General features: G+C 38.2%; 14 protein-coding genes. 9 read left to right on the top strand and 5 right to left on the bottom strand.

From position 1 onward, the window contains the following. Positions 1 to 20: 20 nt before the first annotated feature. Positions 21 to 830 (top strand): M48 family metallopeptidase, encoded by an 810-nt coding sequence (locus BFP77_RS12860; RefSeq protein WP_099574432.1) that lies wholly within the window; start codon positions 21 to 23, stop codon positions 828 to 830. A gap of 67 nt (positions 831 to 897) precedes the next feature. Further along, a complete protein-coding gene (locus BFP77_RS12865) occupies positions 898 to 2,217 on the top strand; it encodes an MFS transporter (RefSeq protein WP_099574433.1) in 1,320 nt (439 codons plus the stop codon). Positions 2,218 to 2,272: 55 nt separating this feature from the next. On the opposite strand, the gene BFP77_RS12870 is transcribed toward BFP77_RS12865, so the two are convergent. From BFP77_RS12870 to BFP77_RS12885, 4 genes are read right to left on the bottom strand one after another with little or no spacing between them, the layout of a single operon-like run. Continuing rightward, positions 2,273 to 2,998, bottom strand: coding sequence for a head GIN domain-containing protein (locus BFP77_RS12870; RefSeq protein WP_099574434.1), 726 nt, complete (start codon positions 2,996 to 2,998; stop codon positions 2,273 to 2,275). Between the two features lie 30 nt (positions 2,999 to 3,028). Further along, a complete protein-coding gene (locus tag BFP77_RS12875) occupies positions 3,029 to 4,120 on the bottom strand; it encodes a hypothetical protein (RefSeq protein WP_099574435.1) in 1,092 nt (363 codons plus the stop codon). Continuing rightward, positions 4,101 to 4,661 carry a hypothetical protein gene (locus BFP77_RS12880; protein ID WP_099574436.1) on the bottom strand — a complete coding sequence of 187 codons (561 nt, stop codon included), beginning with the start codon at positions 4,659 to 4,661 and terminating at the stop codon, positions 4,101 to 4,103. The genes BFP77_RS12875 and BFP77_RS12880 overlap by 20 nt, the downstream gene beginning before the upstream one ends. Further along, a complete protein-coding gene (locus BFP77_RS12885) occupies positions 4,661 to 5,215 on the bottom strand; it encodes an RNA polymerase sigma factor (RefSeq protein ID WP_099574437.1) in 555 nt (184 codons plus the stop codon). The genes BFP77_RS12880 and BFP77_RS12885 overlap by 1 nt, the downstream gene beginning before the upstream one ends. Before the next feature lie 251 nt (positions 5,216 to 5,466). Here BFP77_RS12885 and lon point away from each other — a divergent pair, with 251 nt between their 5' ends. Together lon and cmk are read left to right on the top strand one after the other, a co-directional pair. After that, on the top strand, positions 5,467 to 7,920 hold the full coding sequence (lon, locus tag BFP77_RS12890) for an endopeptidase La (RefSeq protein ID WP_099574438.1): 2,454 nt from the start codon (positions 5,467 to 5,469) through the stop codon (positions 7,918 to 7,920). Between the two features lie 78 nt (positions 7,921 to 7,998). After that, on the top strand, positions 7,999 to 8,688 hold the full coding sequence (gene cmk, locus BFP77_RS12895; protein ID WP_099574439.1) for a (d)CMP kinase: 690 nt from the start codon (positions 7,999 to 8,001) through the stop codon (positions 8,686 to 8,688). Positions 8,689 to 8,789: 101 nt separating this feature from the next. Here the strand turns inward: cmk and BFP77_RS12900 are convergent, their stop codons facing one another. Beyond that, entirely contained in the window at positions 8,790 to 9,170 is a 381-nt protein-coding gene (locus tag BFP77_RS12900; protein WP_099574440.1) for a LysM peptidoglycan-binding domain-containing protein, read from the bottom strand. A gap of 263 nt (positions 9,171 to 9,433) precedes the next feature. Between BFP77_RS12900 and rpsA the strand changes: the two genes are divergently transcribed. From rpsA to BFP77_RS12925, 5 genes are all read left to right on the top strand, one after another. Beyond that, positions 9,434 to 11,275 (top strand): 30S ribosomal protein S1, encoded by a 1,842-nt coding sequence (gene rpsA / locus BFP77_RS12905; protein WP_099574441.1) that lies wholly within the window; start codon positions 9,434 to 9,436, stop codon positions 11,273 to 11,275. Between the two features lie 135 nt (positions 11,276 to 11,410). Then, entirely contained in the window at positions 11,411 to 11,950 is a 540-nt protein-coding gene (gene pyrR / locus BFP77_RS12910) for a bifunctional pyr operon transcriptional regulator/uracil phosphoribosyltransferase PyrR (protein WP_099574442.1), read from the top strand. 1 nt (position 11,951) lies between these two features. Then, complete coding sequence (locus BFP77_RS12915; RefSeq protein ID WP_099574443.1) at positions 11,952 to 12,881, top strand: aspartate carbamoyltransferase catalytic subunit; 930 nt, start codon at positions 11,952 to 11,954, stop codon at positions 12,879 to 12,881. A gap of 4 nt (positions 12,882 to 12,885) precedes the next feature. Then, on the top strand, positions 12,886 to 13,218 hold the full coding sequence (locus BFP77_RS12920) for a ribonuclease Z (RefSeq protein WP_099574444.1): 333 nt from the start codon (positions 12,886 to 12,888) through the stop codon (positions 13,216 to 13,218). Next, the gene (locus tag BFP77_RS12925; RefSeq protein WP_099574445.1) at positions 13,215 to 14,120 is read left to right on the top strand and encodes a ribonuclease Z; all 906 of its coding nucleotides are present in this window, start codon (positions 13,215 to 13,217) and stop codon (positions 14,118 to 14,120) included. Before BFP77_RS12920 ends, BFP77_RS12925 begins: the two co-directional genes overlap by 4 nt. Positions 14,121 to 14,133 lie beyond the last annotated feature (13 nt).

Below are 14,133 nucleotides of genomic sequence, written 5' to 3' on the forward strand. Positions count from 1 at the left end.
CGATACTAAACACACATGATATGAAAAAAATAATTTTAATAATCACCCTTTTTATAGGCGTTTCGGGATGTAAGGTAAATCCTTTTACCGGACAGAAAACCTTGAATTTTTATCCTAATAGTCAGATTTTTCCAATGGCTTTTGCTCAGTATGACCAGTTTTTGGGAGAAAACAAAGTCATAACCGGTACCAAAGAGGCGAACATGATTACAAGGACAGGACAACGCATTTCCGCTGCGGCGGAAAGATGGTTGGCCGCAAATGGATATCCTGGTTACCTAAGCGATTACAAATGGGAATATAACCTGGTACAGGACGATGCTGTCAATGCTTGGTGTATGCCAGGTGGTAAAATTGTTTTTTATACAGGTATTCTTCCTATAACACAGACAGAAACGGGCGTAGCCGTGGTTATGGGTCATGAAGTTGCCCACGCTTTGGCGGATCATGGAGCACAACGTATGAGTGCTGGGATGATGCAACAGCTTGGTGCAGTTGCCGGTAATATTGCTATCAAAGACCCAAAGACTAGAAACATATTTAATCAGGCCTATGGGGTCGGTTCTCAGGTCGGTGTTATGCTACCTTTTAGTAGAGGTCATGAAACAGAGGCGGACCGTATTGGTCTACAGATTATGGCCATTGCCGGTTATGACCCTTATGAGGCTGCTGAGCTTTGGAAACGTATGAAAGCCAATAGTGGTGGACAAGCCCCGCCAGAATTTATGAGCACACACCCTTCTAACGACACTAGGATTAATAACCTCACGGTTTGGGCTCCGGAAGCCGCGGCCGAAGCTGCCAAATTTGGCGTGACGGAATTTAAATAAAGTCCAATACGAGTTTTATTGTATATTGAAGCCGCTCTTAACATGAGAGCGGCTTTTATTTTTTAGTATGACCAGAACTTTAGCGATTAAAGGGAGTAAAAAATTATTGAACGCTTGGGCTTTTTATGATTGGGCGAACTCGGTATATAGTCTTGTAATTGCCTCTGCTATCTTCCCCATTTTTTACGGAGCCCTATTTCGAGTGGCAGAAATAGAAAAAGTGGTTGTTTTTGGAGGAGAGATTGCCAGAGCTCCTTTAATAAGTTATGTTACTTCTGCCGCCTTTGTTTTTATAGCGATCATTACCCCTTTAATTTCAGGTGTTGCCGATTATCTAGGTAATAAGAAGGTGTTCATGAAATTTTTCTGTTATCTCGGAGGCGTATCCTGTATTGGACTTTACTGGTTTTCCTTAGAAAATATTTATGTAGGTCTTCTTTGCTACTTCTTTGGACTGGTTGGTTTTTGGGTCAGCTTCGCTATAAATAATTCGTATCTGCCAGATGTAGCCTTTCCAGAACAACAAGACAGGATAAGCGCAAAAGGGTTTTCCATGGGTTACATAGGTAGCGTCATCTTGCTTTTGTTTAACCTTGCCATGGTTATGAAACCCGATTTTTTCAATATTGTGTCTGATGAAGGTGGTATCGCCGAAGTGAAAGCAATGAAGTACTCCTTTGTATCCGTCGGTATTTGGTGGATCATCTTTGCCCAATACTCCTTTTATCACCTACCTAAAGGTTATAGAAAAGAAGGAGAGCGTACCAATGTTATCTTAAACGGATTTAAGGAGCTTAGGGATGTCTGGCGTCAATTGGGTGAGCAGATAAAGCTAAAAAGATATTTGGTCGCTATTTTTGTTTACAGTATGGCGGTGCAGACCGTGATGTTGATCGCTACCTACTTTGGGGAGGAGGAAATAGCCTGGGGTACGGATAGCGAAAGAACTACAGGACTTATTGTAAGTATTTTGGTTATTCAGATTGTGGCTATTTTAGGAGCCACGGTGACTGCATGGGCGTCCAAGAATTTTGGTAACATCAAAACACTTATTGTAGTAAATGCATTATGGGTGGTTATTTGTATCTACGCCTATTTTGTAATAACACCCATGGATTTTTATATTGCTGCTGGATGTGTAGGTATCGTTATGGGTGGTATTCAAGCATTATCGAGATCTACATATTCCAAGTTTTTGCCCGAAACCACGGACACTACCTCTTTCTTCAGTTTTTATGACGTTGCGGAGAAAATAGGAATCATTATAGGAACTTTCTTATATGGTTTTGTAGCGCAATTTACGGGGAGCATGAGAAATGCCATTATCTTTTTGGGCTTATTTTTTCTTATTGGTATGTTATTGCTCACTCGGGTAAAGGACAAATAAAAAAGCCCCTTAAAAAAGAGGCTTTCCCAGTTGTTGATTGTTCGTGTTTTTGATGTTATCCTTTTGAAATATCTCCTGATCCTGAGGTTTTAGTGTCTAATTTTTCTGGATTTCCCTTATAGGTAATATCCCCAGACCCGGAAACTCTCGCTTTGAGCAATTTATTGGCAGTTACCTTAATATCCGCGGAACCTGAGACAGTGGCATTCACATTATCCGCCTCAAGTTCAAATGCCTTGATATCACCACTTCCAGAAATAGTAGCTTCAAAATCAGAAGTTCTTCCGCTGAAAGTAATATCACCTGAACCGGACATGCTCGCGTCTACAGATTTAGCCTCTACATCCAAGGTAATATCCCCAGAACCGGACATAGCCGTACTTAAACGGTCCGTTTTGATGGTCTTTTTACCAACGATATCACCAGAACCTGAGAGCGCTATGGAACTTACTTGCTCAACAGGAACGGTAATTCTTATTCCACTGTTCCAATTAGAAGGTTTTAGGTTAACACCCTTTTCCGTCTTAAGAACCAATTTCCCGTTTTTCACTTCGGTTACAATGTACTCTAAGAGATTAGATTCTCCTTCAATAGTTAATTTCCCTTCCTCACCTTCTACCAAATCCACATCAAACCATCCTGAGACCGCTATGGCGTCATAGTCGCCCGTTGAGCGGTCTATGGTTACCGTGTTTCCATTTCCTTTTACTTTTTTGCCCCATTGCGCGGAACAGGAAACCGTTAATGCTAATACTACTGCCAGTGTTGTTAAATTTTTCATTTTGTGTTGATTTTAATTGTTTTTTGATTGTTATTTTTTTGTAAAACTTATGCCTCCGTATTCACTGTTCAAGGTAATCATATTTCCGCTATCCTTGCTTCCATAAAAACCTTCGTAATGTTTTAAAGAGGATTTTTCCGTACTGATATTGATGTCAAAATCCTCCTTACCGCTAACACCGGCATATCTAGTGGTGATATCAAAATTGAAGTGATACGCTGAATGATAACCTATTTTAATACCGGTATAGTCTGATTTTATGGAGACATTTCCTGCATCTTGGGCCAATTCATTAATCCTAATGGAGCCATAATCCGAGGTAATATCGACGTTGCCATGTATTTTCCCTAGTTTAACCGTAATATAATCACCATTTCCGAGCACATTGTTGGCTTCACCTACTTCAATACTACCGTAATCGCTGGTATAGTCTAGATTTTCCATTTCGTCGATACTGGCATTGGTATAGTCTGCGTTCACTTTTAAATTCCCCGCTTTTCCTATGGTAAAACCTGAATAATCCGCTCTTATTTCTCCACTATTGATAAAACCGATTGTGGATTTTGAAGTATAGTCAAAATTAAGTTGATTGTTTCTACCTCTTAATTCGCCTATTTCTATTCTACCATAGTCGCAATTGATCTTCGCATGACCATCTACACGATCAAGGATGATATTGCCATAATCATTGTCTAGGTTAACACTGTTCTTTATCGGTACTTTTATGGTGTAATTGATTTGCATATTTACATTGTTGTTCTTACCCCAATTCCAACTCCAATTATTTTTCTTTTCTCCATAGGTAGTTCTAGCGTACACAACACTTTTGCTCGCTTCAAAATCAACTGAAATTTCATTTAACTTCTGTTGTACTTTCTCTTCATTATTACCATTGGTCTTAATGTGAACTTCAATAACCACTCTATTTTCGTTCCAGGAAGTAATATTGAGGTTCCCGTAATTATTGTTCACTTTTAGTAACGCGTCTGCGTTTACACTAAACTCTTTTTTAATGGTTTTTTCCTTGGTGTGTTTTCCTCTGGGCTTACCATCATTGGCAAGGATCAATCCGGGACTTGCCAGTATTAAAATGGTAAGGTATTTAAACAGTAAAGTTTTCATCATTATAGTTTTTTAAATTTTTAATTGTTTCAATTTGGTTAAGGACATCATTTAATAGATCGATCCTGATCTGAAAATTGGTAATCATAGCGCTTAGAATTAGTTTGCTATTTCCTCCCTTTAATAATTCTCCTTCTAATTTGTTGTAATCCATTTCCAAACTCTTAAGTTGGTCCATGGTATCTGCCACGATTTTCTGAGTCTCCGGTGAACTTTCTGCTTCCAATGCTTTTACCTGCTCTTGAATAAGACTTGCAAAATGAAATTGAACGTTGGAAACTTCCGGTGAAATCTTTGCGACACGTTCGTCAACACTCGGTTCGGTGTTGTTAATACCGTAAAAAATACCAAAGGCCAAGACAATAGAAGCCGCTATGGATAAGGGTTTCCACCAAAATGTTTTCTTTTGGCTAATACTAGCAGTTCCTTGGGCTTTATTTAGTTTGGCTAGAAAACGCTGTTCGTGCCCGTTATCCGGCTCTTCAAAATCGAAAGAACCCGTAATATTTTTCAAGAATTCGTCTCTATAATCTTTTTCCATTAGTTCGCAATTAAAAGTTGTTTTCTAAGGCTTTCCTTAGCCCTGGAAATTGTTGTTCTGCAATTTGCATAACTCAAGTTCATAATGGTACAAATTTCTTCATAGTCGTAACCTTCTATTAAATGTAAGGTCAAAGAAATTCTGTAATTATCTTTCAAACTTTTCATGGTTTCCATCACTTTTTGAGCCTTTTGTTCCGTAAACACATGATCTGAAGCAATTCCGTCATTATCTTCGACCTTGTACATTAAATCATCTAATGCAACTTCATTTTTCTTCCGTTGCTTTTTGTAATGATAAATACTGTTGTTTACTACAATTCGCTTTAGCCAGGCACCAAAGGCTACTTCACCTTTGAAAGTATGCAGTTTCGTAAACGCATTAAGAAACGATTCTTGCATAATATCCTCCGCCTCCGCGCTGTCTTTTACAATTCGTACGGCCGTGTTGTACATGGCTTTGTAGTACCTGTTGTAAACTTCTAGCTGTGCACTTTGTTTTCCTAGCATGCACGATTGCAGTAATGCATCAATATGTACTTTTTTTTGGCTCAAAAAGTGATTGGTTTGTTATAGAGATGAAACAATTTACAGATTGTTACAGTAGCGCTAAAATTATTTTTTAAATAACCATTTTCTTGTTTGCCTTACCTATTTTTAAGCTTGGCATAAGAATTGAATTATTGGTTTGAAAAATATAGCTAAAGACGCGGACGACTAAGTATTAATAGTTGTTCCGCAATATTCATAAAGATTTAAAAAAGATGTCATCGTCATTTTAATGACAGAATGACCGATATATAGGTATGGGAGATTCTAAATTTTCAAATTTTGACAATATGTCCTTGCAGGGAATCGATGAGGATTCTGAGTTAATACCGCTTTTGACGGCGGAGGATGAGGAGCAGATGAATAGTGAGCAACTGCCCGAAACCCTGCCTATTCTGCCATTGCGTAACACGGTATTGTTCCCCGGGGTGGTAATTCCTATAACTGCCGGGAGAGATAAATCTATTCGCCTGATTAAAGATGCCAATAACGGCTCAAAGGTAATTGGTGTAGTTTCGCAAAAAGACGAGGAAACTGAGAATCCCGATGTAAAGGATATTAATACACTGGGAACCGTTGCCCGTATCTTAAGAGTGCTTCAAATGCCGGACGGAAATACCACGGTAATCATTCAAGGAAAGAAAAGGTTCGAGGTAGCCGAGGTACTTACCAAAAAGCCCTATTTGACCGCTACCGTCAGAGAAACTCAGGAAACCAGACCTGAAAAAAACAGTAAAGAGTTTTCTGCTATTATAGAATCAATAAAAGATTTAGCATTAAAGATAATACGCGACAATCCCAATATTCCGAGCGAGGCTTCCTTTGCTATAAAGAACATTCAAAGCGATTCTTTCTTAATCAACTTTGTTTCGTCCAATTTAAATTTGGAAGTCCAAGCCAAACAGGAATTGTTGGAAATCGGTGACCTAAAGGAGAGAGCCCTTGCTACATTAAAGTATATGAATGTAGAACTTCAAAAATTAGAATTGAAAAATGATATTCAGTCTAAAGTGAGAAGTGATCTAGATAAACAACAACGCGATTATTTTCTACATCAACAAATGAAGACCATTCAAGAAGAATTGGGTGGAGTTTCTTATGATGAGGAGATTGATGAGATGCGTAATAAGGCCAAAAAGAAAAAGTGGGGTAAAAAGGTAAAGGAACATTTTACTAAGGAATTGGCAAAAATGCAGCGTATGAACCCCCAAGTGGCAGAATATTCCATACAGCGTAATTATCTGGACCTTTTTCTAGATTTGCCCTGGAACGAATTCTCAAAGGATAAATTTGATCTGAAGCGTGCGGAGCGTATTTTAGATAGGGACCATTACGGTTTGGAAGATGTTAAAAAACGAATTATTGAGTATTTGGCGGTTCTGAAGCTTCGTAACGATATGAAATCCCCAATTCTATGTTTGTACGGACCTCCAGGTGTGGGTAAAACATCCTTGGGAAAATCGGTAGCTGAGGCTTTAGGGAGGGAATACGTGCGTATCTCCTTGGGGGGATTACGGGATGAAGCTGAAATAAGAGGTCATAGAAAAACGTACATAGGTGCAATGCCCGGTAGAATTGTACAGAGCCTTAAAAAGGCGGGGACTTCTAACCCGGTTTTTATTTTAGATGAAATAGACAAACTTTCCAATAGTCATCAGGGCGATCCATCATCCGCGATGCTAGAGGTATTGGATCCTGAGCAGAATAGCGAGTTTTATGATAATTTCCTTGAGATGGGATATGACCTTTCTAAAGTCATGTTCATAGCTACGGCAAATAGCCTTGGAACAATTCAGCCAGCCTTACGCGATCGTATGGAAATTATAAACGTCACTGGTTACACCATAGAGGAGAAGGTGGAGATTGCAAAAAAGCATTTGCTCCCTAAACAATTAGCGGAACATGGTTTGGACGCGACACATTTGAAAATTGCAAAGCCACAATTAGAAAAAATCGTTGAGGGGTATACCCGTGAATCTGGCGTGCGTTCTTTGGAAAAACAAATCGCTAAGATGGTGCGTTATGCGGCCAAGTCCATTGCAATTGAAGAATCTTATAATGTAAAGATCAGCAATGAAGACATTATTGATGTGCTTGGCGCGCCCAAAATGGAACGCGGAAAATATGAGAACAATGAAGTAGCGGGCGTTGTTACTGGTCTTGCATGGACCAGTGTGGGTGGAGATATACTATTTATAGAATCCATTTTATCGAAAGGAAAAGGCACCTTGAACATCACAGGTAACTTAGGCAAGGTAATGAAGGAATCGGCTACCATAGCCATGGAATATATCAAGTCTAACGCAGAACGGTTTGGAATTGACAGTTCGGTATTTGGAAACTATAACGTGCACATACACGTGCCGGAAGGGGCAACCCCAAAAGATGGTCCAAGCGCTGGTATTACCATGCTTACCTCGCTAGTGTCTTTATTTACACAAAAAAGAGTAAAGAAAAGTTTAGCGATGACGGGTGAAATTACTTTAAGGGGTAAAGTGTTGCCCGTTGGTGGTATAAAAGAAAAGATACTAGCGGCCAAACGTGCTAAAATTAAGGAAATAATTCTTTGTGCGGACAACGAACGAGATATAAAGGAAATTAAAGAATCCTACCTAAAGGGCCTCACGTTCCATTATGTAAAAGAGATGCATGAAGTGATAGCTATAGCCATAACGAATACTAAAGTTAAAAACGCTAAGTCCTTATCGTAATAAATAGTCGCCCCTAAGGTTATGCATGAGCACTAATTCTAACTATTTTAGTGAACTTAAAGTTATTATTCAGCTTAGATGAAAAAAATTACCATAGCCATAGACGGATTTTCTTCTACAGGGAAAAGTACTCTAGCCAAACAATTAGCAAAAGCACTGAGCTACGTCTACGTAGATACAGGTGCTATGTATAGGGCGGTTACATTATTTGCAATGCAAAAAGGGTTCATAGGTTCTGGTAAAAGCGATTTTGATGGATTAGTAAGGTCATTAGAGGACATTGGTTTAAAATTTTCCTATAACGAAGAACTTGGTTTCGCAGAAATGTTTCTGAATGGTAAGAATGTAGAAAAGGATATACGCACCTTGGAAGTGTCTAGGAACGTTAGCCAAGTCGCAGAAATAGAAGAGGTTAGAGCCAAGTTGGTAGAGCTACAAAAAGAAATGGGTAAGGAAAAAGGTGTTGTAATGGACGGTAGGGATATAGGTACCGTGGTTTTTCCTAATGCCGAACTTAAAATTTTCATGACTGCATCTCCCGAAAAAAGGGCGTATAGAAGATATAAAGAACTATTGGAGAGGGGAGATAATGTAGTTTATGAAGATATTTTAGAGAATGTTCAGAAGCGTGACTATATTGACTCTCATCGTGAAATTTCTCCTTTGAAAAAAGCTGATGATGCCGTGGAATTCGATAATAGTGATATGGGTCTAAAAGAGCAGTTTGAAAGGTTACACAATCATGCTTTACATGTTATAGATAGGTAAGTCTGATGTATTCATCCAAGGCTGTTTGAAAACTCATTAATACAAACAAAAAATGCCGATGATATTTTATCGGCATTTTTTAATTCTTGTCTAACGCCCAACTATGGATTTGGAATAACCAAAACTTGATCAGGATGAATCACATCCGGATTCTTTAGGATATTTGTATTAGCCTCGAATATTTGCTTATACTTCATTGCATCACCATAATAATGCTTTGCAATTTTACTTAGAGATTCTCCACTGGCAACGGTATGTCTGTGATATACAGAACTATCGCCAACAGAAATATTTGCTTTGATGTCAGAAGCACTTTCGCCACCGATAGCTTTTATTTTATCCCATAATAAATCCTTTTCGTAAGGCGTATTCGCCTCTCCTTTTATTTTTAGGACACCACCTTCTTCGGTTACATTTCCATCTTTAATTCCTAGTTGTTCGCCAAGGTCTAGAACACCTTGATATTTAGCTTTAACACTCATGTTGTTTATTTTTAATGGTTAAAAAAACTCGTGGTAAGATAACAATATTTAGAGACTTTAAACTTAAAAAAAAGTAAATCCTGAAATAATTCTTTATCTGTGGAAACTATTCTTTGTATAAACCTTTTTTAATTGTATTTTCGCAAACCTTTTTTACAACGTTACGAAGAGCGGAAAAGGGAAAACAAAAATTTATATAACAACTTCTGTATTTGTTGTTTAGCTCTTAAAAACGATACAGGATACAAATTAATAATCAGCAAATGGCTGAAGAAAAAACACAAGCTGAGGTAGTAGAAACTGCTGAAGTTGCACAAGAAAAAGCGGTGGAGACACCAAAACAAGATCCTCAAGAATTTTTAGAAAATTTTAATTGGGAAAAATACGAGCAAGGAATTGAGCGTGTTGAAGATTCTAAATTGAAGGAATTCGAAGAATTAGTGGCAGAGAATTTTGTAGATACCGCCGATGAGGAGGTAGTTACAGGAACCGTTGTTTACATCACGGACAGAGAAGCTATTATTGATATCAATGCCAAATCAGAAGGTGTAATATCTTTAAATGAGTTTCGTTACAATCCAGATTTAAAAGTAGGTGATAAGGTAGAGGTACTTATTGATATCCGTGAAGATAAAAGCGGTCAATTGGTATTATCCCATAGAAAAGCGCGTACGATTATGGCTTGGGACCGTGTTAATGCGGCACATGACAAAGAAGAAATCGTTAGTGGTTTTGTAAAGTGTAGAACTAAAGGAGGTATGATAGTCGATGTTTTTGGAATCGAGGCATTCTTGCCAGGTTCTCAGATTGACGTTAAGCCTATCCGTGATTACGACCAGTACGTAAATAAAACAATGGAATTCAAGGTGGTTAAAATTAACCATGAATTTAAAAACGTTGTTGTTTCTCATAAAGCCCTTATTGAGGCGGATATTGAAGAGCAGAAGAAAGAAATCATTAGCCAGTTAGAAAAAGGACAAGTATTGGAGGGTGTTGTTAAGAATATCACGTCTTACGGTGTCTTTATCGATTTAGGTGGTGTTGATGGTCTTGTACACATAACGGACCTTTCTTGGAGTAGGATCAATCACCCGAACGAGGTTGTTGAGCTAGATCAGAAATTAAACGTTGTAATTCTTGATTTTGATGAAAACAAATCTAGAATTCAATTAGGTCTTAAGCAATTAGAGAAGCATCCTTGGGAAGCTTTAAGTGATGAAATCAAGATTGGTGACAAAGTAAAAGGTAAAGTAGTTGTAATAGCGGATTACGGTGCGTTTATTGAAGTTGTTGAAGGTGTTGAAGGATTAATACACGTTTCTGAAATGTCATGGTCTACACATTTACGTTCCGCACAGGACTTTGTAAAAGTAGGTGATGAGGTAGAAGCTGTAGTACTTACTTTAGATCGTGAAGATCGTAAGATGTCCTTAGGTATCAAACAATTGACGCCAGACCCATGGACAGATATCACGACTAAATATCCTGTAGGTTCTAAACACAAGGGTATCGTTAGAAACTTTACCAACTTTGGAGTGTTCGTAGAATTAGAAGAAGGAATAGATGGTTTAATTTACATATCCGACCTTTCTTGGACCAAGAAAATCAAACATCCATCAGAATTTACCAATGTTGGTGACACCTTGGAAGTTGAAGTGTTGGAGTTAGATGTAGAAGGACGCAAGTTAAGTCTTGGTCATAAGCAGACGACCGAGAATCCTTGGGACAAATACGAAACTGAATTCGCTTTAGATACGGTTCACAAGGCAGCAATTACTGAAATTGTTGATAAGGGAGCTACAATTGAGTTCAATGATGATATTACGGCATTTGTACCACAACGTCATTTAGAAAAAGAAGATGGTAAGAAACTTGGCAAGGGAGAGGAAGCTGAATTTAAGATTATTGAATTCAATAAAGACTTCAAGCGAGTTGTTGCTAGTCATACAGCAATCTTCAGAGAGGAAGAGAAACGTAATGTAAAAGCGGCCGTTAAGAGACAAACTGCTGCTGCAGATGAGGCTAAACCTACATTAGGAGATGCTAATGATGCATTACAAGCGTTAAAAGATAAGATGGAGGCTGATTCCAAGAAAAAGAAATAAAGCACTGTAATTTTATCTTTATAATAGTACCAAAAGCCTCAATGAATTCATTGAGGCTTTTTCTTTAAGGGTAAGGTCAAAGATTATTTGATAGAATTGTCTATTTTTGTATTTAGCAAAGTTTTGCGGTCATCTATGGGTCAAAAAGTACTACTTTCCTCAAAAGAAATAAACATCATTCTTCATCGTTTGGCTTGCCAACTTCTTGAAAACCATTTGGATTTTGAAAATACAGCGCTCATTGGCATACAGCCAAGGGGTATTTTTGTGGCCAATAGATTATGTAAAATATTAAAAGAGGAATATGGGGTAAAACATATAAATCTTGGCTTTTTGGATACGACTTTCTTTCGTGACGATTTTAGAAGGGGTGATAAGACCCTTGAGGCCACTAAAACCAAAATCAATTTTCTAGTTGAAGATAAAAAAGTGGTTTTAATCGATGATGTGCTCTATACGGGAAGAAGCATAAATGCCGCGCTTACGGCGCTACAATCTTTTGGCAGACCGTCTGAAGTTGAACTTCTAATCCTTATAGATAGGAGGTTTAGTCGTCATTTGCCCATACAGCCCAATTATAGGGGAAGACAGGTAGATGCTATAGATGATGAAAAAGTAAAAGTAATGTGGAAGGAGAATGACGGTAAGGATGTAATTTATTTGATGAATAGGTAAGATGAGCGAACTAAGTGTAAATCACTTGTTGGGTATAAAATATTTGAATGAGTCGGATATTCAACTCATTTTTGAAACTGCTGACCATTTTAAGGAAGTAATTAACCGATCCATAAAAAAAGTACCCTCGCTTAGGGATATTACAATTGCCAATATCTTTTTCGAAAACAGTACACGCACAAAACTATCGTTTGAATTGGCAGAAAAGAGACTTTCAGCCGATGTGTTGAATTTTTCGGCTAGTCAGTCTTCCGTTAAAAAAGGAGAGACCTTAATAGATACGGTCAATAATATTTTATCCATGAAAGTGGATATGGTGGTAATGCGCCATCCGAATCCTGGAGCCGGTATTTTCCTTTCGAAGCACGTAAAGGCCGCGATTATAAATGCAGGAGATGGTGCTCATGAACATCCTACACAGGCATTGTTAGATTCTTATTCGATTAGGGAAAGACTAGGCGATGTGGCGAACAAGAATGTTGTTATAGTAGGGGATATTCTGCATTCTCGCGTGGCCTTATCCAATATTTTCGCATTAAAACTGCAAGGTGCAAATGTAAAAGTGTGCGGTCCTAAAACACTGCTTCCCAAATATATAGAATCTCTCGGTGTAAGCGTTGAGACCAATTTGAGAAAGGCGTTAGAATGGTGCGATGTTGCCAATATGTTGCGCATACAGAACGAACGTTTAGATATTAGCTATTTCCCGACCACAAGGGAATACACTCAACAATTTGGAGTAAATAAAGAGCTTCTGGATAGTTTGGACAAAGAGATTGTAATTATGCACCCAGGCCCCATAAACAGAGGTGTAGAAATTACAAGTGATGTGGCGGACTCTAACCAATCCATAATACTAAACCAAGTAGAGAACGGTGTTGCTATACGAATGGCGGTAATCTATTTATTAGCTTCCAAAATAAAACAATAGACCTATGATTTTTGATAAAGAGGGGAATACGTCAATCGTCTATCAGGAAAAGATTTCCATAGCCGCGTTTTTGGAAAACTTAGAAAGGGAATATAAAAAGGTTGCGAATGATAATTTGGTTTTGAACCTTTTCTCTTTTGAGAAACTTACAACGGGAGATGTGCTAGAGTTTCTACAATTTTCTAAGAAGCATAAGCAAAATGGCAAATCCTTTGTCATAGTAACGGACAAGGTGTCTTATGATGATGTTCCTGAAGAAATCATAGTAACCCCTACCATCCAAGAGGCTAAGGATATTATTGAAATGGAAGAAATCGAAAGAGAGTTGGGCCTGTGAAATTAACAATATTAGGTTGTTACGCCGCTACTCCAAGAGCACTAACGAATCCTACGGCTCAAGTTCTTGAAATTAAGAACCATATGTTCTTGATAGATTGTGGTGAAGGAACCCAAGTGCAACTGCGCAAACACAAAATAAAATTTTCTAGAATTAACCACATTTTTATTTCGCATCTCCATGGAGACCACTTTTTTGGTCTTCCCGGACTCATTTCTACTTTTCGCCTTTTGGGCAGGGACAAAGAAATGCATGTTTACGGTCCCAAAGGTATAAAGGAAGCGATTACACTCTTATTAAAATTAGGAGATTCTTGGACCAACTATCACTTGTACTTTCATGAACTTACTTCCAAAGAAAGTGAATTAATCTATGAAGATGAGAAGGTAAGTGTAAGGACCATACCACTGGAGCACCGAATTTATACCAACGGTTACCTTTTCAAGGAAAAGTTGGGGGAGCGCAAATTGGATATTGCTGCAGTAGAGAAATACGGTATAAATAAAGCATATTATAGGAATATTAAATTAGGTAAGGATGCGGTTTCCAGTACAGGAGAAGTGGTGCCCAACGAAAAAATCTCTACGGACCCTCAGAAACCTAAATCGTATGCATTCTGCAGTGATACGGTTTATAAGCCGACCATTGTTCCGCTTATAAAGAATGTAGATGTGTTGTATCATGAAGCTACATTTTTAGATTCCGAAGCGGCCTTAGCAGTTAAAACAAAACACTCCACGGCAAAGGAGGCGGCAACCATTGCGAAATCGGCAGAGGTAGAAACACTTATTTTAGGACACTATTCTACAAGATATAAGAGTATCTCTCTATTCAAAGAGGAGGCGCAAACCCTATTTCCTTATGTGGAACTTGCAGAAGACGGGAAGACTTTTCAATTTTAAGTCCAAAGTACTT

It is taken from the genome of Maribacter sp. 4U21 (assembly GCF_002742365.1).
Classification (GTDB): domain Bacteria; phylum Bacteroidota; class Bacteroidia; order Flavobacteriales; family Flavobacteriaceae; genus Maribacter.

Bases quoted from the DNA above. Each gene is read 5' to 3' on its own strand.
- BFP77_RS12870 (WP_099574434.1), bottom strand. From the start codon at position 2,998: ATGAAAAATTTAACAACACTGGCAGTAGTATTAGCATTAACGGTTTCC.
- BFP77_RS12860 (WP_099574432.1), top strand. From the start codon at position 21: ATGAAAAAAATAATTTTAATAATCACCCTTTTTATAGGCGTTTCGGGA.
- BFP77_RS12875 (WP_099574435.1), bottom strand. From the start codon at position 4,120: ATGAAAACTTTACTGTTTAAATACCTTACCATTTTAATACTGGCAAGT.
- BFP77_RS12915 (WP_099574443.1), top strand. From the start codon at position 11,952: ATGAGCGAACTAAGTGTAAATCACTTGTTGGGTATAAAATATTTGAAT.
- BFP77_RS12880 (WP_099574436.1), bottom strand. From the start codon at position 4,661: ATGGAAAAAGATTATAGAGACGAATTCTTGAAAAATATTACGGGTTCT.
- cmk (WP_099574439.1), top strand. From the start codon at position 7,999: ATGAAAAAAATTACCATAGCCATAGACGGATTTTCTTCTACAGGGAAA.
- lon (WP_099574438.1), top strand. From the start codon at position 5,467: ATGGGAGATTCTAAATTTTCAAATTTTGACAATATGTCCTTGCAGGGA.
- rpsA (WP_099574441.1), top strand. From the start codon at position 9,434: ATGGCTGAAGAAAAAACACAAGCTGAGGTAGTAGAAACTGCTGAAGTT.
- pyrR (WP_099574442.1), top strand. From the start codon at position 11,411: ATGGGTCAAAAAGTACTACTTTCCTCAAAAGAAATAAACATCATTCTT.
- BFP77_RS12865 (WP_099574433.1), top strand. From the start codon at position 898: ATGACCAGAACTTTAGCGATTAAAGGGAGTAAAAAATTATTGAACGCT.
- BFP77_RS12900 (WP_099574440.1), bottom strand. From the start codon at position 9,170: ATGAGTGTTAAAGCTAAATATCAAGGTGTTCTAGACCTTGGCGAACAA.
- BFP77_RS12920 (WP_099574444.1), top strand. From the start codon at position 12,886: ATGATTTTTGATAAAGAGGGGAATACGTCAATCGTCTATCAGGAAAAG.